This is a genomic window from Spirochaetota bacterium, assembly GCA_040756435.1.
GTDB lineage: Bacteria > Spirochaetota > UBA4802 > UBA4802 > UB4802 > UBA4802.
Map to the genome: position 1 here is coordinate 1 of JBFLZD010000008.1, position 24,664 is coordinate 24,664.

Below are 24,664 nucleotides of genomic sequence, written 5' to 3' on the forward strand. Positions count from 1 at the left end.
ACGGCGTGTCACTCCGTTAGGTGGTTACAATAATGTCACCCCCGCTGGGGGTTGGATAGTGTGTTACTCAGCTGGTGGTTACAGTAATGTCATCCCCTCCGGGGATTGGTGGTGTGTCAACCCGCTGGGGGTTGATTAGGTGGTTGTATGGTGCTGTTACAGTAATGTCACCCCTCCGGGGATCGATGAGTTGGTTGTATGGTGCTGTTACAGTAATGTCACCCACTCCGTAGGTTGGATGGTGTGTTACTCCGTTAGGTGGTTACAATAATGTCACCCCCGCTGGGGGTTGGATAGTGTGTTACTCAGCTGGTGGTTACAGTAATGTCATCCCCTCCGGGGATTGGTGAGGTGGTTGTATGGTGCTGTTACAAAAATGTCATCCCCTCCGGGGTTTTATGGCATTTCACTCCGTTAGGTGGTTACAATAATGTCACCCCCGCTGGGGGTTGGCGAGGTGGTTGTATAGCGCTGTTACAGTAATGCCACCCACTCCGTGGGTTTGATGATGTGTTACTCAGCCTGAGATTACAGTAATGTCATCCCCTCTGGGGATTGATGTGGTGGTTGTATATCGCTGTTACAGTAATGTCCCCCCTCCGGGGTTTGGCGAGGTGGTTGTATGGCGCTGTTACAGTAATGCCACCCACTCCGTGGGTTGGATAGTGTGGTACTCAGCTGGGAGTTACAATAATGTCATCCCCTCCGTAGGTTTGATGATGTGTTACTCAGTTGGGTGTTTACAGTAATATCATCCCCTCCGGGGATTGGTGGGTAGTAATGTTGGGGTTTAGTGCAGTAATGTTACCAATACTGGAGGTTAGTGGGAGTGTTGTTATGAAAGGAAAATAATTTCACATACACCGCATTGCTATATATTGTAAGCTGTGTTGATTACTTCAAAAAACATAGGGATAGGGAAATATATAAATAGTAAAATGTATAATAGAGCAGTAGTTTGATAACGCATAATATTTTGAAGAATGAGCGACTGTGGTGAAAGTACCATGAAAAATGGAGTTATTAGGGCAATCATAAAAAATAATATCAAAAGAGGGAAATTAAGCTTGAAAACGCACGTATGAAAAAATACACATCCACGAAAGTCTAAAGGATGGAAATCTTAATATGAGGTTTTACAAGAACAACTAAATATTGCACTTACAATTTGAAATTACATTTGGAATGAATCGTATACACATAAATATATTGACAATTTAATTGTTATTAAGGTATGTTATGGGCAGGATAATAGCATATGGATAAGTGGCACATAGAAAAACGCGACACGGTTAATAAACAAAGGATTTTTTCGATTGAGAAACTTTTGTGCTATCACCCAGCCAAAAAAGTTAATCATGATTTTTACATTCTCAATAATCCTGATTGGGTGAATATTGTTACTGTAGATACCAGTGGCAATTTAGTAATGGTAAAGCAGCATCGATTGGGTACTGATGAATATACCATAGAAACAGTAGCTGGTCTTATTGACCCTGGCGAAGAGCCAGCCAAATCTGCACATCGCGAATTATTGGAAGAAACAGGCTACCAGGCACAGGAAATAGTACTACTCAAAAAGCTGGCAGCCAATCCTGCTATTATGAATAATTATATCCATTTTTACTGTGCGTTGAATGCTCAAAAGGTTCAGGAACAATCATTGGATCTGGCAGAAGATATAGAAATTTTAACATTAACACCACAGCAAGTATTAGAGTATATCCAGAATGGGGTTATTAATCATTCTATTATAATCACAGCATTGCTACTTTACTTTTTGTCACCCTATTCAACAATTCCAAAAGACAAACTATTACTTTTTTGATACACTATAATGATAACTGGTAAATCAATTATAGCATCATTATTCTTATTACTGCAAAGTACTGTACCGGATTTTTCTATTACTCTTTCATATCACCCGGCACCATTTTACTATGAGGAGTGGCATATTATCATATCCAGGATTGGACAACAAGCATACATTGAGACCACAAGCCCTTTGTATGTTAGGAAAAAACGTTCAATCCCGGTGGATGAATATTCATCGCTTGTGGAAAAGATTGTTTCATCAGGAATATGGAATTGCAAAGACTGCTATTCATATGGAAATTACTATATGCTGAAGGTTACTAAGGGTAACTATCGCCACCAGTGCAAAATTGAGTATACACCAGAAAAAAACTTTTGCAACAATGTCCCTCAGATTATTCGGTTAATAATTAATACAGCCAATACTTATTTACAGTAAAAGACAGAATTACTATACTATCTAATACTGAAAAAATAAAAATTTCATTTGACAAAGATAAGCATAAAATAATAAACTTTTTTTATACTATTCAATAGCATTTACTCTCAAAAAATAAGAATAATAATCTAAAGGAGGTTATATGAAAACAAAGTATGTAATATGGTTATTACCCATAGTATTAGTATTTTCTTCTTTAACGTTTTCACAGCAAACCACACAGGAAAATGTGGTTCAGCCTGATGTCCAGAGTCCTGCTTCACCTGAAGTAAAAAAAGAAGAGATTGCAACAGCAGCACTCAAGGCTACATCATTCAGCAACGGCGTGAGCACTTTTGTAAATTCAAAGGTTAAATTTGAACTGGTTTCTAAAGACAATGTTGCAACAGATAAAATACTGTATAAACTTGATGCAGGTAATGAACTGGAATACAAAGAGCCTTTTGCTATCTATGAAGAAGGCAAACATGTAATAAGCTACTATGGTGTTGATAAAGTTGGAAATAAAGAAGACCCAAAAGCTTTCAAGGTGGTAGTTGATAACACCCCACCTGTGGTCAATGTTTCTGTATCTGCACCAGTTATAAAATCAGGTACAAAATTATATGCTTCAAAAAATTTTACTTTTGTTGTTGAAGCAAAAGATGCATTGTCAGGAGTTCAGTCAGTAGAATACAGTATAGATAAAAACAATTATCAGCCCTATCTAACACCTTTTACTATACCAGTTGAAGGGGATATAAGTTTAAGCATTAAAGCTATGGATAATGTAACCAATTATACTGAGAAATACACCATGGTTGCAAAAGATGAAAATGGCAACCCCATTAACTTAACTGATGGTAATGTATCTATATTTGTTGACAACAAAGCACCTATTGTTGAAATTAAGCCCGATAAAGAACTGCTTGATAAAAATGGCAGAAAAGTTGCAACATCTGATTACAGCTATACCATTTCAGCAAGCGATGCTGAATCAGGATTATCCTCTATTCTTTACCGATTGGATGGCAAAGGCGAATTTAAAGCATACACCGGAGCCATAAAGTTTGATACCAATGGTGAACACCTGATTGAAGCAAAAGCAGTAGATAAAGTTGGTAATGTATCACCTGTTGCTGTATTATCAGTATTTGTTGACATCATTGCACCTGACACAACCATTAAAGCTATTGAATAAATCATGACACTTTACCAGCACTGTAATAATTACTTACAGTGCTGGTAATATTATTATAATCAAATAATATTCATTATGTTTATTGAAACAACAAAATTAGATTCAATTCTTGTAGTAACCCCACACGAAGATATAATCAGAGAAAATTCTGAGGATGTGGAAAGGGCTATCTTTACCAATGTCAACAAATCAACTACTGATGTTATACTGGACTGCAAACATGTGCAGTATATTAATAGTTTTTCATTGGGCACGCTTGTTAAAATTCACCAGAAACTTGAAGAAAATTCCCGTAAATTACATTTCCTTAATGTTGCACCATCAATAAAAACATTGTTTAAAATAACACGTGTACTGGATTACTTTTCACTTATTGACTCAATGGATGATGTAAAAAATAAAAAATAGCTTTTTATAACAAAACAAATTTTTCACCATACTTGTAACTTTCAGAACAGAAGACCTGTATCCTTTTTATTTTTCTCAAAAAAATATTTATCATAATAAACTTTTGATTTATATGTATCACCAGTAATTTCATAAATAACGGCAACATTATAGAGCGATTCAACCAATCCCGTATCTAATCTGTATGCTTCTTTAAAACAATAATTTGCTTTGACATAGTTCTTTGCAAAAAAGTGTGCAAAACCCAAATAAAACCACCCACGTGCAGACGTTGCATCTAAACTTACAGCAATATTTAAATGCTTGATAGCATTATTAATATCTCCAGAATACAGACATGCTTTTCCATATCCATAATGGGCACAGTAGTAATAAGGATTGAGATTGATAGCTTTAAAAAATAAATCCTTTGCTTTTGAATATTCTTTAGCTTTTGCAAGTGCAGTTGCTTCATTGCATACTGATGAAGCAAACTGACTTTGAAGAGGAACCAAACATAATAACGCAATAAGTATTGATTTACTGAGCATTGGGGATCATTTCGCGAAGTGTGTGAAATAAAAATGTATCAATTTGTTTACTGTAAAATGTGTATAATGTAAAAACAAGCCATACAACCAGGGTAAATATGCACATAAATTTCAGCAACCGCTCTGCACCAATGTCATCTGCCTTGTAAAAGATAATTATTAATGCTAATGGCCATAAGAAAAACATATTTGCAAAAATTAGGGCACTGAATTCTTTTATAAAAGCGATAGTTACCAGATACCAGTCTTTTTCCAATTGGCTATATCCTTTTACAAGATCTTTATAAAAAAACCACACATAAAACCCAAATATAGCAGAAGTTGCAATTTTCCATAGTATTTCAATTCTGGGACGCATCCAGAGTAGCAACACTGACAACCCCCAGATTGTTGTAAATATCAATAATGAAGTGGATAGCATTGTTGTATTCATTGGGTATTATCCCTCTTTTAAAGCTAAATAGCATGCCAATTCTATGGCTTTCTTCATACTGCTATAGTCAGCACAATCTTTGCCAGCAATATCAAATGCAGTCCCATGATCAACTGAAGTCCGTATAACTGATAATCCAACAGTAATATTTACACCTTCATCAAACGCCAGCATCTTAAAAGGTATTAAACCCTGGTCATGATAATGAGCTATAACACAATCATAGTGTGCCCAGCGCTGTGGTATAAATATAGTATCGGCAGAAAATGGCCCTTCAATTATTACTCCTTGTGCTTGTGCATCCTTTACCACCTTTGCTGTTACATCTTTATCAAAATTGCCTATTGCACCATCATCTCCACAATGTGGATCAAGCCCACATAGAGCAATCTTTGGCTTTTTTTTCATTATTCTGGTTAAGCTGCTTTCACAAATCTGAATAGTATGCAGCAATACATTATAATCAATAACATCTTTTAGTTTAAAAACAGGTACATGTGTTGATACAAGCATAACATTGTATTTTCCTGAATACATGAGCATCCGTGGATTATCTTCATGTATCTGTTTTGCAATATATTCAGTGTGTCCCATAAATGGCACCCATTTTTCAATAAGGGATTTATTTACAGGGCCAGTAACAATTGCATCAATTAATCTGAGCTTCCATAATGTAATGACTGCATCAATATATGCTAAGCTTTCTTTGCCTGTAAGTTCAGTGCCACAGGAAGGTTTTGGGATTGGTGCATCACTAGGGATATTTATAAAATAAGGTTTCTGTATAACAGTATCAGGTTGTATTTGATTAAAATCCAGAATATCCCACGGAGGCATGAGATGATTATAGTATTGTTGCAGTACACCAACCCTGCATATCACCAGAGGAAGGCACGGCAGTGTTTCAAAATCACATAATGCTTTTAATGTAACTTCCGGTCCAATGCCAGCTGGATCGCCAATAGTAATAGCTACTCTGGGCTTCCTAATCTGCAAGAAACTCCTCGGGTATTATTTTATTTTTTTCATATTCGTTTTCAATCAGGTCCTTGGCCGAGATCTTAAGATCATTTGCTATAGTGCAACGTCCTTCTAATATTACACCATTCTGGATTATAAGTTCAGGTGTTTTTATATCACCTAAAATTTTTGCTGTGGGCATTAACAACACCCTGTTGGTAGCATTAATATTACCTATCACCAAACCTTCAATTATAACTGATACAGCATTAATATTGGTTTTAACTTTTCCGTTTGGACCAATATATAATTGGTCAGCCTGCAAATATTTTCCTTCAAAACGACCATCTATTCGCAATGAGCCATTAATAAGAAATTTGCCACTGAAATAAGAATTTTCACCAATAACATTATTTGCAACATCACCACCAGATTTTGCTAAAGCCATAAAAACACCTGCCCTTCATTTTTTTTCATAGCTAAATAATGAATATATTAATGTCAACATGAAAATTATATTTACTGTATGAATTGTATACATTACCGCCACCGGCAGTATGAATATATACAGTTATGAAATTTTTCAAAACTAAAACTTTGTTTTATCTGGTACTTTAATTATTTGTAAAACTTCCTGAACAAACCCTTTAAGATATCGCAAGGCTTCTTTTACTGTTAATCCCTCAAATGTTTTGTACACATCATATTTGGCATAAGTGATTTTGTCATCAGCATTCAAAACCATTGTGCCGCCAAATTCCGTATCAGCAAGTATTTTTGTTACAAAATCATTAACATCTTTAAAAAAAGAAAATAATTCCATTAAAAACAATCTGCCCTGGCGCATCCGCATAAGATTCAATTGTGAAATATGAGCGCTTGTATTTGCCTTTTCAATATCATCCACTGTCTGCTGAAATATCTTTAATGCCCGCTGGCATTCATCTAATTTTCTGTATAGAGCATCCCGTTCCAGCGAATTGGAATAATCCAACTTGGTATATTGATCAGCTATCACGCCCCATATTTTCTCTGAAAAATGCTTTAAAATTGAGGCAGCGATATTGATTTCATTATCGTCCTTGAAATTTGATATTTTTTCAATTTCAACATTTTTTAAATATTCCAGAGATTCCAGTTCCGATTTTCCGGTTGGGTTTACTATTAAATCATCTGTTAGTATTGCTTCAATAAGTTCATCAAGATCAACATCAGGATACAACTCCTGAAGTTTATCCCTCAGCGATTTCAAATCTTTTTTTACCCGCTCACGCTGTTTTGCATCAGGTGTAGTCTTTAATACACCTTCTAACGCCCGTAAAGATCTAACTATCTGTTTAGCTTTTTCTTCTCTCTCGTCCATAAGTATACATTACGTTATTTTCTACAACATTTTAAACTATAATAACAAACTTGATATTTTTTTGCAACATAAATTCCATATACATGATTAAGCTATGCGGTTATAATGAAAATTTAATCATCAAGAATACCCTGTAACTACCGATAGTATATATAAAATAAGGGAACTTCTAAAATCTGTCTTTTTGGATGTTCCCTTGTGGACACTATATATAGGATAAAATCGCTTGCATTATATGAATAATTTCAGAAGAAATCAGTTTTTTCAAGGTGCCTATAAAACACTGTGATAATACCATATATGAAATTTGTAAAAAAATATTATTTATTACATCTTTTTATATTATTATGTCTTATTTCCCTCGCATCAGGAAGTGCTTTTGCTGCTATAATACCTGTAATCAATGATCTTTCCCGAAACAATGATACTATTGCACTATTACGTAAGGATATACGCAAAACACTGTACACTATAAAAAGCAATAGATCAGTTGAAGAATTACCAGAGCTTGTTATGTATAAATATAAAGTTAAGAATAATGAAACATTCTGGGAAATAGTATCAGTTACAAATCTAGATCTTGATACGATAGTTTCTGTAAATTCGCTTTCAGCTCCATCAGATATAAAGAAAGGGCTTATTCTTTATATACCAAATATGCGAGGAATAATACATGAAAAATCTCAAAATGAAAGTTATGATGCTATTGCTCTGAGTTATCAAATACCGGTACAATATATTTTGAAAGTTAACAGAATAGTTTCAAACGAACATAAACAATATATATTTATTCCGTGCGGAACCCTTTCTGATTTAGACCGATCCCTTTTTCTAGGAACAGCTTTTGTTTCACCACTTACCGTTGGCAAACTCAGTTCTTATTTTGGCGTGCGTAAAGACCCAATTGACCATGCACACAAATTTCATGCGGGTGTGGATATTGCATGCCCCATAAACTCACCTGTATATGCATCGCGAGATGGTGTTGTTTTGTATTCCGGGTTTTTGGGCGGTTATGGAAATCTTGTGATCATAAAACACAGCAGGGACTATTTTACTTTATATGGCCATTTAAATAAAATATTAGTTCAAAAGGGGGCGATAGTTACTGCAGGGCAGCTTATTGCAAAATCAGGAAACACAGGAAGGACTACGGGCCCTCACCTCCACTTTGAAATAAGAAAAAACAGTAAGCCAATAAATCCATTATTGTTACTGCGATAAACTAATCAATTGCATCAAGCAGCGAATATACATCCGTACCGTCTTCAGGATATTCCGCCATAAGAAAAGTTACCAGTAATTGCAATTCTTTATCACTGAATTGCTGTACCATCTCATTTTTAAGTGCATTTGCAAAGGGTACTGCAAATTTCTTGTTCTTGCCAGGTAACACAATTAAAAATTTATTTCTATCAATCCTTGCAGTAAAATCACCTTCAGAAAGTCGGCTGATTATTATTGCTTCAATTTTATTCATAAGTTCCTGGGTTTTTTCCAACCCTTGAATTGTGTAATATCGTTTTAAATTTTTAATTGTAAAAAGTATTATAGTAAGAGGAATTGTTAATCGGGTAACATTAGCCAATTCTTTATCAATTCGGTTAAAAACAGGTAATATGATATCACTATAATTGACATATTGAGATTCAATCAATTGCAATGTCAGATAATGACTCAACAAAAAATCTGTCATTACTTTAAACCGTTCAAACTGAATTTCCCTTCGCTGATAATCACGCAGCCTGAAGACACAGAAAAAACCCAGCAGTTCATCAGCCACTTTAAATGGGTTGATCCAGAACAATGTCATCTTTCGTATACTACTTTCTGAAAAAACCTCTCGTATAGCCCTATTTCTGTCAAAATCTTCTAAGTCTGCAGCTGAATTGAATGATACTATATAGTCAATAAACGCTGTATCACCATGTATAGTATTTGCTGCTTCTTTAAGAAGCAGTACATCTTCCTCATCTGTCAACAATAAAGAATAACTTCCATCCTTATTATTTTTAATATACGCTGCATAGCTCAAAAAACCATTAGCCTTCATTATACTTTGAGCACTTATATTGAAATGATCTTTTTGTGGGTACTTTCGTAAACTTTGTTTATATTCATCTAAGTCGTTCCAGAATTTTCTATCGTCTACTGATTTGCGTATATCATTTTCAAGTTGTTCCATTTTATGCACTTTCTCATAGGTTATGGCAGCAAATTCACTTATCCGTTCAATAAAATCAATTTCCTCTTCACTGTAATCCCCAATTGTTATTTTATCACCCAGAACCAGAGCACCAAAGACTTTGGAATCATATCGTAAGGGAATAAATAAACGAGCATCAATTGCAATTAACTGATAATACTCATCCCTGTATTGAGTTTCCTGTTTAAACTGTTCTATATCTACAACCCCTTTTGATTGCATAAGTATATTAAAAAGGCCCTTTCGTATATCAAAATGGATATTTTTATTTTTTATTGTTATACCCCTGGAATCAGCCACAATTAAAGAATTTTCATCATCAACGCTTAATACCAGTAAAGTAGCAGATGCTGAACCAATCTGCCCCATAACTGAAAAGAGTATGGCATCATACAATTCATTCAGCGAATGAGCTTTAACTATTTCTTTACCAATTTCATATAAAACAACAAAGTCCTGAAACTTCTTATCAGGCTTTATGGAATACTCAGTGGAAAGAGATTGTTTTGTGGTATCATCTTCCTGCATAGCATGAACACTATCCTTGTTTTCTTCCGGGGATTCAATAATTCTAAAATTTGGGCTACCATTTTGCCTATTATCAAAATTTTTACCCTTAAATTCGTTTGTTTCCTGAATACTGCTTTTCTGCAATGATTCTAAATCCGGTTCATCTTCAGGCCCCAAATAATCGGGCTCACTATTCAACATAAGTTCCTGTTCTTGCATTATTACGGTATCATACTTAGTGGTATCTGTTGCAACTTTATCTTTTGCTGGAGTATTATCATCAGGTAAAATAAATAACTCATCTTCTATTGGCTCAATACTTTTCAAGTCCCCATTACTTAATTCAATAGTATTTCCATCATCCTGTAAAGCCGTAGATTCGTCATCTTTTCTGTCATTGATAAATTCAGTTTCTGCTGGTCCAATAATTGTATCTATGAGTGTTTCTTTACCTTTTTTATTTATTTCCTGTTTATATTGTAATGCTTTTTTCCAATAACCCCATACAGGCTAAACTCCTAATTCATTTAATACCTTAACGTACAAGTCAAAATATTCAGAATTGGCAAAATTCTTTATAACATCTTCTGGTAATTTATCAAACAATGAATCCAGATATTTAAGCAACCTTCGGATATTTTCTTGCTTCTCAACCGGTAATGTATCAACAAATCTATTTACATCCTCTTTGCTATCAAGAATAATGACCTGATCAGTAATATTAGTAATTTCTTCCTGTTTTGCAGGTTTTTCTTCAATAATGATATCTGATTTACTATCATCAATATCATAGAGCTTTGAAGGTTGTTGTGGCATTTGAGCCAATAATTTTGTAATATCAACCTGTGGTTTAATCTTTTTTAACCGCTCAACTATATCATCAATATTTTCTTCTATGACAACAGCTACTGGTGATTCTATATTTTCCTCAATGCTTTTCTTTTCTTTATCAGACAGGCTTTGCGGTTTTGCCTGTATATATTTAAATTGCTTTACTAGTGTGGCATCCTTTTCGGGGTGGTCTCTCCCAACTGTAATATCTTTAAATGCTTTTGAAGCTTTGATTGTTTCGTACTCTTTTTCAAAAAGAATGTCATAAAAAAACTCAAATTCATCTTTGGTTAAACCAAAAAGTTCTACAGTAGATGAACTCTTTTTAACTGCTTTTGTTTCATAATAATCATCAATAACCTTTAAATATTTATCATATTCATCTACAAGAACAGCATTGTCTATAAAAACTATATCATCATCTTTAAACTTATACTCTTCTTCAAACTCTATCATTTTGTCCTGGAATGTTGGCAGTGTTCCTGTCAGGATTGGAGCTATATATTCATCCTCTTCTTTTGAACTGGCTTCTTTTAATATCTTAGCCTCGCCTTCTGTAATTTCTATCATACCACTAACTAATTTATCAATATCATCTATAGGGTTTTCTTCCATTGACACGTGATCTTTAACTTCAACACCTGTATCATCTATGATCATGATTTTTTGATTAGCAGCCACGGCCAGTTCATCAGGAATAGTTTCAATTTTAAATTGTGCATAATCTCTTATTAAATTTTTTGTATCAAATGAGTCACCAGTTTCTTTCGTAGTTACTGATGCAGGTACAAATTCTTTTTCTTCTTCTAACGTTATTATGTCTATATTCGTTTCATGGGAAGGTGGCTGTAGCTGGTCTTGAGGCTTTTCTTTTATTTCTGTATCTATTTTAGGTACTTCTTTTATTATTTCTTCGGTTACAGAAATTTCTTCCTGCTTCAAATCTATACTTTCTTCTTTTTGTATTATTTCCTCTTGTATGACTTTTGCGGGCTCAGCTTTTTTCTTTTCTTTATCAGGTTTAATGATAACCTCTTCTGAACGATCTCCATCAAGCGGCTTAACGTCAACTACTTCCTTTTTTTCTGGCTCATGTTTCTTTGGTGAAACTTTTACATCTGAAGTTACTTTTTCTTTCTTCTTTTCTTTTGACTTTTTTTCTTCTCCAGTAGTTTCAATTGGGATAAGATCATATTCATCAAGTTCTTCAATTAAATCTTCTTCTGAAAGAATTAAAATATCTTCACTTGCTATCTGTTCAGCTTCATCAAGATTAATAAATTGGAAATCTTCAATATCCTTTTCCTCTATTTTATTTCTAACTTCTGGAGGTATCTCAATAGTTAAAATATCTACTTCTGGTCGGTTAATTTTACCTTCATCACTAATTACATTATCTTCATCAACATATAAAGGTTTACTCGTTGCTTTTTCTGCTTCAAATTCATATCCGGAGGCTACTTCTTTTGATTCTTCCTTTTCTTTTTGTGCTAATTCTTCATCTTCAGAAAAATCTTCTATTACCAGTGCATCAATATTTTTATCATAATATATCTTGCCTTTTATTTCTCTGTTTTCTTCATCAAGGGTAGTATCAATATAACTATCTTTAACTAAGGATTCTTCTTTTTGGGATGTAGAGGAATGTAACGGTTCAGGGATGTCCTCAAACAACCTATCTTCCTTCTGAAGCTTGCTATGAACTTTAGTATGCTTGACTACTTTAATAGTATTAATAGCATCAACATGAGCAGTTATATCGATTATATCATCATCACCCTTCAGTATTTGCAAAGGTGGATTTTCATCTTCTATAATAAGCGTCGAAGTAGTAATATCCTGTAAGCCTGTAATCTCCTCCAGCTCACCCGAAACCTTTTCCTCTACAGGCATATCAATAACAACATCTTCCTCTGTTAAATCAATGACAGGTTCAGGTATGTCGGTAATTTCTTCCAGCTCACGTACTTTATGTTCTAATTCCTGACTCATATCCATTATGTTTTTTATAAACTATCTCATATTAATAATATATAATAATATTCATAAAAAATCTAATTGTGACAATAAATAAGGGAACTTTTAAAAACTGTTTTTGGGATGTTCCCTTATGAGCACCATATATAAGGCAAAACCGCTTTCTATTTTACAAATAATTTTGGAAGAAAGCAGTTTTTTCACAGGGCCCATAACCGCTGACATATTAATTAATCTGTAATAATTAATACTATTTTGTCAATAGTTATATACAACCCTTACTGTACAATATCGGTTAATTTTGTATTATTATTGAGTAGCCATGCAATCACTATATTTTTTCAAAAAATCGTTGCACTTTAATGTTATTAACTGGTACTATCTCACAATACACTATGTAAAAATAATTAAGGAGGAAATACTTTTATGAAGTTAACACACAAATTAATATGCATGGCGATAGCTCTGGTGATGTTGCCAACAGCATCATTTGCCATAGTTGATTTTGGCATGTATGGTGGCTATACCTTTGCAGGTAAGATAGACAGCCCTGATATCAGCAATGCCGACACAAATGGCTGGCAATATGGTTTTATTGGCCACCTCAATGGTTCAGTAATTCCGATGGTATTGAGCATGGGAATTGGTGGATTTTATCAAAAATCACCACTATCATATACAGTAGCTGGTAAGGATTTTGATCTTACAAAAACCATGTACGGAATTGATGCGATAGTCATGTTAGAACTGCCAATCCTTATCCATCCCTATGCCAGGGCTGGTATAGCAATCAATGAAAAAGTTGAAATTAAAACACCACTTGGAACATGGTCAGATGAAAAGAAATTTAATTCATACTACGGTGGTATAGGGGCTGCGTTTACTGTGTTTCCATTTGTCCAAATTTTTGGTGAGTATTTATATAATTACTCCAAGTTAGAAGATGATGGTAAGCTAAAAAGCAATTCCATAAACATTGGAGCACGATTAAATATATAAGAAAACTTCTAAAAACTTTTCTTTAGGGTGCTCTCTTGTGGGCACAATATATTCATATAAAACCGCTTTCATTGTATTGCATTCGCAATGATGAAATAGGTTTTTTAAAAGGTGTCCATAAAATGCATCAAGATATAAAGGGGGTGTGCCAAAAGGCATCCCCTTTGTAATGACTTTTGCCTTCCTGTCATTGCGAGGAACGAAGTAACGAAGCAATCCCATAGTTGCGAGCGCTGCAGGCGCGTGGCAACCTCATCTTCTGCGGCATTGAGGTTGCTTCCCTTCGACAGGCGGTTACTGAGCTTGTCAAAACATTCATGACAAGCGCTACGCTCGCAATGACTTTGCACCCGCGTCATTGAACCTACAAGATTTGTTTTTAAGACATTCTCATTTTTTTTATGCTCGTATTCCATCCAGATATATCTTTATCTTTTCAAAAAGTGTTTCCACTGTTTCCTGATTAATTAATTCCATGATTACATTTTTCCTGCCAACCTGCTTTTCAGATAATGCTTTCTCTGAGCGCAATAAACTCAATGCATTAGTATAATTGGGAAGCGATAGTGATTCTGAAAGCATTATTTCACCTGTATGATACATTTTCACACCATTCTTGCGTATTTCAGTGAGCAGGTCTTTTTTCTGTATCTGAACTCTTTTCTTTGGCAATAATGTTGAACAAACAATATAATATGATTCCAGGTATTCCTGTAAAATTCTTCCAAAAAAACGCAACTGGGCATCCTTTTCTCGGTCATCATTGATGGCAATGCTGTTTTTGGTTATTGTAGCATACCCTTTTTGCTGCATATACTTAATGGCGTCTTTTATAGAAAGCATAACATCTTCCAGCATATTCTCCGGATAAATAAATTCTTTCATGAAAAGATCCCGTATATATACATATTCACTTCTGAAAGAATCTAATGATGTTTCTCCTTTTTTATTCATTATTCTGAGTGCAAGCGATGAAAACGTTAGTGGCAGGAAGTAATGGATGATTGAATTTTTATAAAAAATCATTCTTGGCCTGTTTTCTTCTGGAAGAACATACATGTCAGGCATAGTTTCCAGTTTTTTCCCTTCACCCACTACTTTCAATGACTCAAGTATTTTATCTTCTCTAAAAGATTGAATAACATAATCAATTATTTCATCAAAATTATTTCTATCTTTAAGAGTATCTGAAAGCTGATACCCTTTATATTCACAGAAATCATACAACGATTCAAAGTTATTCTTCACCATTTCCCGTGAAAAGCCTTTCACTGAAGACATAAGGATAGCGGTAGTTGTCAGGGAAAACGGGGTGATGGTTACAACATCATTGATTCTCCTGACAATATTCATGGCAACTGATTCTGGAACATTGACAGGATTAAGTGTAGATTTAATTTCTTTAAGAGTAAAAGTTTTATTAAAGTTGATATATACCATACCATATTTACGGTTAAGCAACTTGCTACTTTGCATCATGCTTACAACAGATTCTTTTTCCTTTTCTTTTCCTTTGAGTTCCTGGACATAACTTGATTCTTCAAGAATACGATCATAATTTATTGAAATTGGCACAAATACTATATCGGTGTTATATCCTTCTTCAATTGCTTCCGTGATATAGCTTAGAAAACCTAATTTTGGGAATGCCACCTTCCCTGTTCTTGAACGACCTCCTTCAATAAAAAACTCAATGGTATATCCTTCAGAAACAATTGTTTTGATATATTGCTTAAATACCGTAGGATATAATTTCAATCCCCTGAAGGTACGACGCATAAAAAATGCACCCGAATGTCTGAAGATTGTACCCATAGGGAAAAATGATAGGTTTACCCCGGCAGCAATATGCGGAGGTGCCATCTTATTTTTATAAAATACATACGATAATAACAAATAATCTAAATGGCTCTTGTGGCAGGGAGTTAACACTAAGGGCCCCCTGCTTGCTGCCTGACGTATTTCTTCAATGGCTTTGGGATCATACCGTATACCGTCAAATATTTTTCTGAACATCCAGTCCAGAGCCATTTCAAATACCCGTATGTACAATATGGAAAAATTGGCTGCTATCTCTTTAAAGTATTTATACGCCTTTTTGCGCAACTTTGATTCCGGTATTCCATCTTCCTGAGCTATACGTTTAATCTCATTTTCAACATTGGGGTGATATAATACCCGTTCCATCATTTCCTGCTGTGATTTCAGCACTGGACCTAATATGGTACGTTTTTCATGATAATAATCTTCCAGCAATTTGTTGCGCACCATAACAGCTAACTGACGTGTATCATCAACTTTAGCTTTGCCTATTTCCTCTTTTAAATTAATTGGTTGTGAAATGCGTACAAAAGGAGCAGTTGCACTTTTCATAATTGTAAGCCATGCAAACAGCAATGACTTATCCCCCGTTGCCTGAGAACTGATTATTGAATACAATGGACCTAAAGGTGAACCTGATCGTTCAGGATTTCGGTTCCAGAATATCATTTGGGGCAATAAATAAATTGGCTCATCTATTCGTTTCTGAACCTCTATTAAATAACGCAGGGAGTCATATTTTACTTCAGTATATCGTTTAAGGAAGTATCGTTTAGATAATAATGAAAAAAGGATGCTCTTATTATCTTTTATTAAACTTTCAACATAATCGGTATCCAGAACGTATTCATACTGTTTCCCTAACACTGTAGATGAAAAAAATTGCCATAAACGCCTTGTTATAAACCCAATATCCTGAAACCAGAAGGGGTTGTACTCCAGTGCAAATACCGGAAGAGGATAGTTATGCCTGCGCAGTAGGTTATATAATATCAAAAGTGATAGGTTTGAACTCTGGAAGGATGCATAGACAACATGACCTTTACCAATACATTCTTCTATCCGTGAACAGCTTTCCTCATCAAAATCAACGGTGTTAAAAAGTACCAGGGCCAGTTTTTCAAGTAATGGATTGAGACGTTCATATATTATTCCATCATATATGCCTGATGTTATAACTCCATCATTTTTTTTCATAACAATCACCCCTTACAAATGAAGGCTATGAATGTTCATAGCCATTTTTTTATTTTAAGATTTTTAATGCTTTATAAAATACTAATCTTCTTTTAGTTATTCCACAATTGTAAACGAAAATATCTAAATTTTAATCATTTTTTAACCATGTAATAAACTTTTGAGTATTGTAAATAATACGTTTTTCATTGCAAGTACTTTTTTAAGATAATTGGACTGAAACACTATACATAATTATATATATATTTTTACTTTTATGATCACAATAGTTAAAAAAATCCAGTAATAATTTCTTAAAAATTTCATCCAATGACATACAGCATACTAAATGCTACAAATCAAAAGGATAAGAATTATTTCTTCTATATAAAAATATTGATTGAAATATTATAGGTTTTTGCCTAAAATTGTTATCTCTGATTAAAAAAATGTTTGCAATATATATGTCCTGTTTACAGTATATATTGCCAGAATGAATATAATGAAAGTTTTCATATAACCTGTAACCAGGATTAACAAAGAAAAATTTATGTGTAACTAGTACAATTGTCATGATATAATATTATAAATAAAGCCTTTTAGATAAACAGCGGGATGTAGCGCAGTCCGGTTAGCGCGCTTCGTTCGGGACGAAGAGGCCGGGAGTTCAAATCTCCCCATCCCGAAAGCGTTAGTATATACTGAGGAATTGATGACTCATTCTAAAATGACTTTATTAAAAGCTAAATACCCTACAATTAAAGAAATACGGAAATCTATTGTAGACGATATTATAACCGAGCTTGCTAAAAATAAAATACAGGTAAGGCTGGACAATCTTGAACTGTACCTTATAATTGATGAAGCAATAACCAATGCCATGGAACATGGCAATAAATGGAATCAGAATAAATATCTCCATATTGAGGTTGCAAAGGATACCAACCAATTGTATATTACTATTACCGACGAGGGGAATGGCTTTAAGCATCCCGATTTACATTCAAATGTTCACCTGCAACCCCGGGGGCGAGGCATTTTTATAATTAAACAATTTGCCAAAGTTTCATGGAACAAAAAAGGAAACAGCATAACCATGGCAATACCCATTACACACAATAGCAATCCTGTTTAAAGAGCTATCCAGCATAGTGCTATGAAACGATATAACAGTACCCCCAACCGGCTTTCATATACTTCTGGTAAATACGCTACACCTGCAAAACGATATACCAGTTATCACATCATACCATGTATAATTCTGGCGATAGTTCTTGCAATTACTCTATTTATATATAAAAGCTGTAACAATGACCACATCCATCAAACCACAGCAACACAACATCTTAAACAAACCAGTAATTCACCAAACAATGTTAAAACTCATAGAAAGATTTTACAAAAAAAACAAGAAATTCCCGTTGATACCACCCCAAAGGATTCATTGCCACCTGAAACCGATTTAAGAATATTAACCGACAAGTAAACTTTGATTTCTCTAAAAAATCCGGAACATCCTGTACCACAGTGCATGGAAAGAAAAGGCTATGCGGGTACTCATGCCTATTGCCAGAACTATACATAGCAATCCTATACTGTAGATGATAGTTACTAACTGCCTGTCTTTAATCATTAGATTAAGATTTTCAGCATAGTTCATTAATGGGGATGTATATGCTGATTTAACAACCAGCGTGGTATAGCTGGGTGCACTCCATTTATATACTGGTTTGCCATTCTGGTAGTATATATACCGCATGCGAGCTGTTATGGTGTAATTTCCAGGTTTAACATTTGTAAGCATTATCTCACTGGTTGGGTGTGTAACGATAAACGGTGGTACTACTTTCTGTGAAGAAACAACAACAGAATACCCCTGAACCTGCTTTTGCAAAATGTTTTTTGGCAATAACGAAAATTTGTAAAATGAAGACGCATAAATTTCTTTAAACGGTATATTAAAAAGCACAATCGGATACTGTATCCGTACCTTTCCCGGGATTTTTCCCGGTAACTCTTCTGGTGGCAAAATACCTTTGGCTAATTGTTCATAGTATGCTGCATCTGCCTTTCCAACATCTCCAATAACTATCTCATAGGTGGCCATCCGTCCTTTCATGTTGGTCATATCAACGGGACGAATACTGAAGAAATATCTTCCTTTTGGCAGGCTTTCAAGAGTCACTGAATCAGCAGTTGTAAATGCTGATGGTTCAACAATGGCATCTTTAGCAATTGCATAGTAAAATCCTTTAAGCCTGTCCCGCTGTTCAACTGTCCATTGTAATACTGGAACCGGATTATTCACCTGTGTACCTTCAGGATGGGTTGGGGAACTCACTGTGGGCATGGGTAGTGGCGTACTGGAAACAAGCAATGGATAATGGATGGTACGGCTGTAGTTACCAGCTTTATCAATAGCTCGAATGTGAAAATAGGTTATGCCATCCTTTAAATCAGGTACAACATATTTTCGTATAGGCCCTTCCACGTTCTGTACTGTTGGGTCAAATGTTGGTAGGTCATTATAAATAACAGCATACCCAGCTATACCAGATTCATCAACTGGTGGATCCCATTCAATAATGGCATTGGTTTGACGTGTCCAAATATTTTCAGGATGTGTCCGTGAATATACGTTTGGAGGAAGTACCGAAATATCCGAAAACTTTGCCAGCAGGCGCTGGTTGCTATTCCAGAATAATAGAACCTGCTTTTTAACAATGACCGGGAACTGTTCATATGAGGTAACATTGGCATCGGATATCCTGAGTGCATTGGAAAGCGATCCATCAATCAAAGAATATTTCTTTCCAAACACTGCCTGATATCGCTCTCGCATATCATTCCATACAATAAGCATTTCATCATCCGAGGAAGCAACTAATTTAGGAGCATAACAATCAATCTCTGCTCTTGTTATAATAATAGGGTCAGGTTCCCATTGTTTCCCTTTATTGTATCCTCGCAATAATCTCACTTCCCAGTGTTTCTGTTCATTGTTCATATAGACACAGTAAAGAACATCTTTGTGTAAATAGAGATTCGGAGAAGAATCATTAGCCGGGCTCAGAGTAATGCGCTTTGGCGAGGAAAAACTTTTTCCATTATTACCTGAATATACAAAGAACAGATCATCGGATAACACTCCTCCGGATAATATCTTTGCCTGAAACACTAAGTATATTGAATCACCTTCAAATACTATAGCAGGAAAGAATAAACCCCGGTATTCCGTTGCAATATCTGCTATTGTATCTATCCTGGTAAATTGCAATTCATCCGGAGAAAATGCATGATACAGAATTAGACGGCCACCTACTGAACCATGATAAAACAGGTGCAGCCCGCCAGTGGAATCATAAAACACCTGGGATAACATGGATTCATCAGTCTGAAGCGATAGTGCAACAGGTTTGCTCCATGTAGCACCCAAATCATTTGAAACGGTTAGAAATATTTTACTTTTGCTATCAACAAGGTTATGCCAGGTACAGGCAATGTGACCGTTGTTTGATATGGCAATATGAGGGCGCACAGCCACAGAAGGGTCAATACCTGATAATTTATAAGGCGGTAGAAAATCTTTTCCGCCATTGAGGGAAAGTATAACATAAATACCATTCTCATTTTTTTCCGTGCCCTCAAAAGCCACTGCAATAACATTGCCTTTGGACACTGCAAAGGGTGATTTCACTTTCAGTGTATATGGTGTTATAAGAGCACTTCGCTCCCATCCCACCGGATAGGTTACCACCTCTTCGTAAAAGAGGTGGTAACCTGCATAGATACTTACACTAATAATAACAGCCCAGATAATATATCGCAGCCGCGGAAATGTAAATGCCAATTCAAAAATATATATAGAAAGTCTGTTCATACTCCTATTATCGGAACTTTATCCAGCATATTCTCCACGGCTTCGTAATTTTTCCTTTTCCTCTTCTTCCAGCACATTAAAGGCAATTTTGCCAACTTTTGTTTTTGGCAATTCATCTCTAAACTCAATTTCCCGTGGGCAACTCCATTTTATCAGATGTTCCCTGCAATGTCCAATTAATTCTTCTGCCAATGTATTACCTGCTTTATCCTTATATTCCGGTTTCAATACAATAAATGCTTTTACCCTTTCCACCTGTGCCTTATCCGGTACACCTATGACACAGGCCTGGTCAACTGCTGGATGTTTCCGCAATACATCTTCAACCTGAGATGGGTATACATTAAATCCAGAAGATTTAATCATTCTTTTCAAGCGCAATTTGAAATAGAAAAATCCATCCTCATCCATTGTCCCTATATCACCGGTATGCAACCACACCAGCCCATCATCATGCTTACGCAACGTTTTTGCGGTCTCTTCCGGCTGATTAAGGTAGCCAAGCATTACTGCAGGCCCGGAAACACATATTTCACCTTCCTGTCCACATGGGGCTTCCTCAGTTGTACCCTGTTTAACAATCTTTGCCAGCATATCAGGGAAAGGAACTCCAATACTACCTTCGCGATATTCATTCATTGGCATTGCCATAATTGCTGTTACTGCTTCAGTAAGCCCATACCCTTCACGCAATTTTACATTCCCACCCTGCCGTGCCACTACTCTTTCAAATTCTTCTTTCACTACACGTGGCAAAGTATCTGCACCACTGAAAGCTGCCTTAATGCATGACAAATCTGCAGAACAAAACACCTTATTTTTACTCAAAGCTTCAAATAACGTTGGAACGCCAATAAGAAAATTGGGTTTCTTTTGTTTAATAAGTTTTGCAACGATAACCGGATCAAATTGGGGTACCAGGATACTTTTGCCACCACCCATAAAAAATGCATTGGTACAAACACCCAGTCCAAATCCATGGAATATTGGTAATATTGCCAGTATTGAATCATCCTCAGACATTTTCCCCCATGAAGCAACCTGCATACCTTCACTGATAAAATTCATGTTTGAAAGCATAATGCCTTTGGGCATGCCTGTAGTGCCACCACTGTATAAAATAACTGCCATATCATCAGTTTTCATGCTGGATTTGGGAACACTGCTGCTCTTTTTCATCAAGTCATTCCACCACACCACGCGCGGATCTTTTGGCACTTTTGGGATTTTCCTCCCTTTGGTAAGATAAAACCCCAAAGCTTTAAGCCCTGGCAGAAAATCAGAGATTTTAGTAAGAATTAAGGTTTTACAGGGCGTTTTATCCATCACTTCCTTAAACGCACCATAAAAGGCATCAATGGTAAGAGCAAATGTACTATTGCTAACATTAAGGTAAAATTCAATTTCTTTTGGGGGCGATAGTGGATGTATCATACTGGCCACAGCCCCAATTTTATTTACCGCATAAAAACATATTATTCCCTGGGGTGTTGTCGGCATGGAGATAGTTATGGTATGACCTTCTCTAAGCCCTAATGCATACAACCCTTCAGCACACCTATCAATGAGTTGTGCAAACTCCTTGTACGTGGCCGTATACCCCATAAAGTCCCAGGCAATTGCATTGGGTTTTCGCTCAACCGTACGCAACAGTGCTTCATACATGGTTACCTTAGGGTAATCCAGTGAATGTGGCACTTCTCCATAGTATTTAAGCCATGGCTTTGTTTCGTACATATAAGGCCTCCAAAAACATATTATTTTTTACTTTTAATAATTTCCATAAAAGCTTCAATGCGGGTTAACACCTGCGCTTCGCTGAAATTACGCTCATCCACCATATCTGCTTCAATAATAAGTGATGGGATCCCTCGCTCCTTCTGCACAATCCGTTGTATATCATACTGCCCCAATGAATACGGTTTGCAACTTCGGTTTGAATGCATCACAAGGCCATCAACATCGTATTTGTCTATCATACCAATTACAGCTTTAGCCATCTGATCCACCGAAATATTCAGATAGATAGCTGTATAGCCTTCCACCATACTCTTCAAAAAGTCATTTTCATCTAAATAGTCTAATTGCCTGCACCATGCTGTGGTATAGGTATCAGCCACAAGGCATGCATTATGTGCAGCAAATGTATCAGAAAGCCATTTAGTTTTATACCACACAGGAAGGTTATCCCACAACAGGCGATACTGTTCATTGGGAATTGCACTGATACCATTTGCAATACGCTCCTTCATTTCGTTGAGTAATTCAGTATAATAATCCACCACAATCTGGGTACCACGCAACGTAACAATAAGCGCCAAATGAAAAAATGCATCAAAAGCACTCATTGGTGCGGGCTTATGCATGGCAGTATCAAGTACTGCCTGCCACAATCTTTGACCTGCAATGGAAAGCTTGCCCACTTCAATAGCTTTATCATAATCAAATTTTTTGCCACACTGCTCCTCTAAAAATGCAATATATTCAAGTATCTGTGCACCCACATAATCCTTTGCTTCCTGTGTCATTTCACTGTGACAAAATGGTGTATCAAAGATAAACAATGGTACATTAAAATACCGCGCCTGCACCTCATACCATTTGAGCACAGTGCCACAAATGTTGTTGCAGCATACCAGAAAATCAGGCTTTGGCAATCCCCCAATAGGCCCACCATTGATAGGCGCAGCAGCAATGTCCGAGCGCGCATATGAGCACAGATCACGACAGTAACCCATTTCCTCTGCCTTTTCGCAAAGCCCTACACCCATCTTTGAGGCACCAACCATTGCGCCATGATTTTCCGGATACACCGGAATAACGTCCATAACTAAAAGAGGCTCCACCGGTCCACCACTGGTGATCCACGCCACCTTTTTATTGTTCTGTGCCGCAGTTTTTGCCTCTATATAATAATTGGTCATTATTTCTTTCATCCGTTTAACGGATTTTATTCTGTTGTCCTTTTTTTCCTGTGGTTCTGCCATAGGTTCACCTCGCAAAAGTTAAATCATATCAATGAATGCTTCAAGTCGTGTTTTCATCTGCCCTTCCGATGGAAGTTGCTGTTCTAATTCCAGCAATATAGAAGGAACACCAACCTCATCCAGAGCCTCTTTCAGGTAAGGATAGTCAAACGAATGAGGGTCGCAAAACTTGAGGTACAGGAATATTGCACCCTGTACATTATGTGTCTTAATCATTGTTTTAATCGTTTCAGCACGGGTATAATAATCACGGTATTTTGCCGGGCAGATATTTCTTTCATAGTACCTGTCGGCTATTGCCCGCAATGGCTCCTTATCAGTTGCTATCGCCCCCTCAAAATACCGTGAGCCGGTACACAAATCATCCCATACTACCACACCGCCTGAAGTTTCAATATAATCATAAATATCGGGATGATTGCAAATACCGCCAATAAGCATTATGCGTTTTCGTTTTTCAGTTTGTGGCGGTAGTTGAATGGATGGGATCAATTCCTTTAAATTGGACACAACCTGGTCACGATCCAGTATCATGGCAGCCTTGATGACTGCATTCATCTGGCTACCAGTCAAAGCACTTTTGTTATCACTTTTAAGCTGCCAGATAGTTTTTAAAAGTGAGCGGATTTCATTGTAGGTAGCAATAGCTTTTTGCAACGTATCGTCCGATAGCGTTATCCCAAAGCTTTGTTTCAGTTCCTTAGCAAAGCGCACCAGCACATCATACATATATTTGCGTGCACTATCAGTATGAAGCTTAACCGCCCATACTACATCAAAATGATGCTTCATGCCAGCATTCAGGCGCCATATATCGGAAAGCCGCTGAATTGAATCACAGGTGTGCGGAAACACGGCACCATCCACAAATGACAGCCTGCCCTGCAGTGCATCCTCCAGCGCACCACGTACCAGTGAGCAGCTGTATGCCTGCAGATGTGCATCCGCCTTAGAGATAGCTTCTACCTGCCCAAATATCCTGAATGGATGAATACCTGCGGCGTAGATGATTTCTTCCGGTGTGTATGAACACATGTAGGCAAGCACCCTTTTTCCTGTTGCCTTTTTTAAATGAGCAACATACTCATACGGATCACTAATCTCAAATTTTTTCAGTATATCCATTCTCCACTCCTACAAAAAGTAGTT

Annotated in this window: 20 protein-coding genes and 1 tRNA gene; 9 read left to right on the forward strand and 12 right to left on the reverse strand. The window is 36.1% G+C overall.

Going from position 1 to position 24,664, the window contains the following annotated elements; all coding sequences use genetic code 11:
* Nucleotides 1–1,258 precede the first annotated feature (1,258 nt).
* From AB1444_03715 to AB1444_03730, 4 genes are all read left to right on the forward strand, one after another.
* On the forward strand, nucleotides 1,259–1,828 hold the full coding sequence (locus AB1444_03715) for an NUDIX hydrolase (GenBank protein ID MEW6525759.1): 570 nt from the start codon (nucleotides 1,259–1,261) through the stop codon (nucleotides 1,826–1,828).
* Nucleotides 1,829–1,837: 9 nt separating this feature from the next.
* Nucleotides 1,838–2,254: a hypothetical protein gene (locus tag AB1444_03720; GenBank protein ID MEW6525760.1), complete on the forward strand. Its 417-nt coding sequence runs from the start codon at nucleotides 1,838–1,840 to the stop codon at nucleotides 2,252–2,254.
* 142 nt (nucleotides 2,255–2,396) lie between these two features.
* Nucleotides 2,397–3,434, forward strand: a complete 1,038-nt coding sequence (locus AB1444_03725; protein ID MEW6525761.1) for a hypothetical protein — start codon at nucleotides 2,397–2,399, stop codon at nucleotides 3,432–3,434.
* A gap of 75 nt (nucleotides 3,435–3,509) precedes the next feature.
* The gene (locus tag AB1444_03730) at nucleotides 3,510–3,842 is read left to right on the forward strand and encodes an STAS domain-containing protein (GenBank protein ID MEW6525762.1); all 333 of its coding nucleotides are present in this window, start codon (nucleotides 3,510–3,512) and stop codon (nucleotides 3,840–3,842) included.
* Nucleotides 3,843–3,883: 41 nt separating this feature from the next.
* On the opposite strand, the gene AB1444_03735 is transcribed toward AB1444_03730, so the two are convergent.
* The 5 genes from AB1444_03735 to AB1444_03755 all read right to left on the reverse strand — a co-directional run bounded on the left by AB1444_03735 (nucleotide 3,884) and on the right by AB1444_03755 (nucleotide 7,128).
* Nucleotides 3,884–4,372: a tetratricopeptide repeat protein gene (locus AB1444_03735; protein MEW6525763.1), complete on the reverse strand. Its 489-nt coding sequence runs from the start codon at nucleotides 4,370–4,372 to the stop codon at nucleotides 3,884–3,886.
* On the reverse strand, nucleotides 4,362–4,805 hold the full coding sequence (locus AB1444_03740; GenBank protein MEW6525764.1) for a hypothetical protein: 444 nt from the start codon (nucleotides 4,803–4,805) through the stop codon (nucleotides 4,362–4,364). Before AB1444_03740 ends, AB1444_03735 begins: the two co-directional genes overlap by 11 nt.
* Before the next feature lie 6 nt (nucleotides 4,806–4,811).
* Nucleotides 4,812–5,801, reverse strand: coding sequence for a 4-hydroxythreonine-4-phosphate dehydrogenase PdxA (gene pdxA, locus AB1444_03745; protein MEW6525765.1), 990 nt, complete (start codon nucleotides 5,799–5,801; stop codon nucleotides 4,812–4,814).
* Complete coding sequence (locus tag AB1444_03750) at nucleotides 5,791–6,213, reverse strand: polymer-forming cytoskeletal protein (protein MEW6525766.1); 423 nt, start codon at nucleotides 6,211–6,213, stop codon at nucleotides 5,791–5,793. Before AB1444_03750 ends, pdxA begins: the two co-directional genes overlap by 11 nt.
* A 141-nt stretch (nucleotides 6,214–6,354) precedes the next feature.
* Nucleotides 6,355–7,128: a hypothetical protein gene (locus AB1444_03755; protein ID MEW6525767.1), complete on the reverse strand. Its 774-nt coding sequence runs from the start codon at nucleotides 7,126–7,128 to the stop codon at nucleotides 6,355–6,357.
* 300 nt (nucleotides 7,129–7,428) lie between these two features.
* Here AB1444_03755 and AB1444_03760 point away from each other — a divergent pair, with 300 nt between their 5' ends.
* The gene (locus AB1444_03760; protein ID MEW6525768.1) at nucleotides 7,429–8,352 is read left to right on the forward strand and encodes a LysM peptidoglycan-binding domain-containing M23 family metallopeptidase; all 924 of its coding nucleotides are present in this window, start codon (nucleotides 7,429–7,431) and stop codon (nucleotides 8,350–8,352) included.
* A gap of 1 nt (nucleotide 8,353) precedes the next feature.
* On the opposite strand, the gene AB1444_03765 is transcribed toward AB1444_03760, so the two are convergent.
* Together AB1444_03765 and AB1444_03770 are read right to left on the reverse strand one after the other, a co-directional pair.
* Nucleotides 8,354–10,171: a GAF domain-containing protein gene (locus tag AB1444_03765; protein MEW6525769.1), complete on the reverse strand. Its 1,818-nt coding sequence runs from the start codon at nucleotides 10,169–10,171 to the stop codon at nucleotides 8,354–8,356.
* Between the two features lie 183 nt (nucleotides 10,172–10,354).
* A complete protein-coding gene (locus tag AB1444_03770; protein MEW6525770.1) occupies nucleotides 10,355–12,667 on the reverse strand; it encodes a hypothetical protein in 2,313 nt (770 codons plus the stop codon).
* A gap of 411 nt (nucleotides 12,668–13,078) precedes the next feature.
* On the opposite strand from AB1444_03770, the gene AB1444_03775 reads away from it, so the two are divergent.
* Nucleotides 13,079–13,651, forward strand: coding sequence for an outer membrane beta-barrel protein (locus tag AB1444_03775; GenBank protein MEW6525771.1), 573 nt, complete (start codon nucleotides 13,079–13,081; stop codon nucleotides 13,649–13,651).
* A gap of 399 nt (nucleotides 13,652–14,050) precedes the next feature.
* Here AB1444_03775 and AB1444_03780 read toward each other — a convergent pair whose 3' ends face one another.
* Nucleotides 14,051–16,669 (reverse strand): 1-acyl-sn-glycerol-3-phosphate acyltransferase, encoded by a 2,619-nt coding sequence (locus AB1444_03780; protein MEW6525772.1) that lies wholly within the window; start codon nucleotides 16,667–16,669, stop codon nucleotides 14,051–14,053.
* Nucleotides 16,670–17,259: 590 nt separating this feature from the next.
* Between AB1444_03780 and AB1444_03785 the strand changes: the two genes are divergently transcribed.
* The 3 genes from AB1444_03785 to AB1444_03795 all read left to right on the forward strand — a co-directional run bounded on the left by AB1444_03785 (nucleotide 17,260) and on the right by AB1444_03795 (nucleotide 18,134).
* Nucleotides 17,260–17,334, forward strand: a tRNA-Pro gene (locus AB1444_03785).
* Between the two features lie 26 nt (nucleotides 17,335–17,360).
* Nucleotides 17,361–17,783: an ATP-binding protein gene (locus AB1444_03790; protein MEW6525773.1), complete on the forward strand. Its 423-nt coding sequence runs from the start codon at nucleotides 17,361–17,363 to the stop codon at nucleotides 17,781–17,783.
* 21 nt (nucleotides 17,784–17,804) lie between these two features.
* Nucleotides 17,805–18,134: a hypothetical protein gene (locus AB1444_03795; protein ID MEW6525774.1), complete on the forward strand. Its 330-nt coding sequence runs from the start codon at nucleotides 17,805–17,807 to the stop codon at nucleotides 18,132–18,134.
* Nucleotides 18,135–18,146: 12 nt separating this feature from the next.
* Here AB1444_03795 and AB1444_03800 read toward each other — a convergent pair whose 3' ends face one another.
* Genes AB1444_03800 through AB1444_03815 form a run of 4 tightly spaced genes read right to left on the reverse strand, consistent with a single transcriptional unit; the run spans nucleotide 18,147 to nucleotide 24,640 of the window.
* The gene (locus AB1444_03800) at nucleotides 18,147–20,528 is read right to left on the reverse strand and encodes a hypothetical protein (protein ID MEW6525775.1); all 2,382 of its coding nucleotides are present in this window, start codon (nucleotides 20,526–20,528) and stop codon (nucleotides 18,147–18,149) included.
* Between the two features lie 18 nt (nucleotides 20,529–20,546).
* Nucleotides 20,547–22,265, reverse strand: a complete 1,719-nt coding sequence (locus AB1444_03805; GenBank protein MEW6525776.1) for an AMP-binding protein — start codon at nucleotides 22,263–22,265, stop codon at nucleotides 20,547–20,549.
* A gap of 20 nt (nucleotides 22,266–22,285) precedes the next feature.
* Entirely contained in the window at nucleotides 22,286–23,515 is a 1,230-nt protein-coding gene (locus AB1444_03810) for a 2-hydroxyacyl-CoA dehydratase (protein MEW6525777.1), read from the reverse strand.
* An 18-nt stretch (nucleotides 23,516–23,533) separates the two neighbouring features.
* Entirely contained in the window at nucleotides 23,534–24,640 is a 1,107-nt protein-coding gene (locus AB1444_03815; GenBank protein ID MEW6525778.1) for a 2-hydroxyacyl-CoA dehydratase family protein, read from the reverse strand.
* Nucleotides 24,641–24,664: the final 24 nt, after the last annotated feature.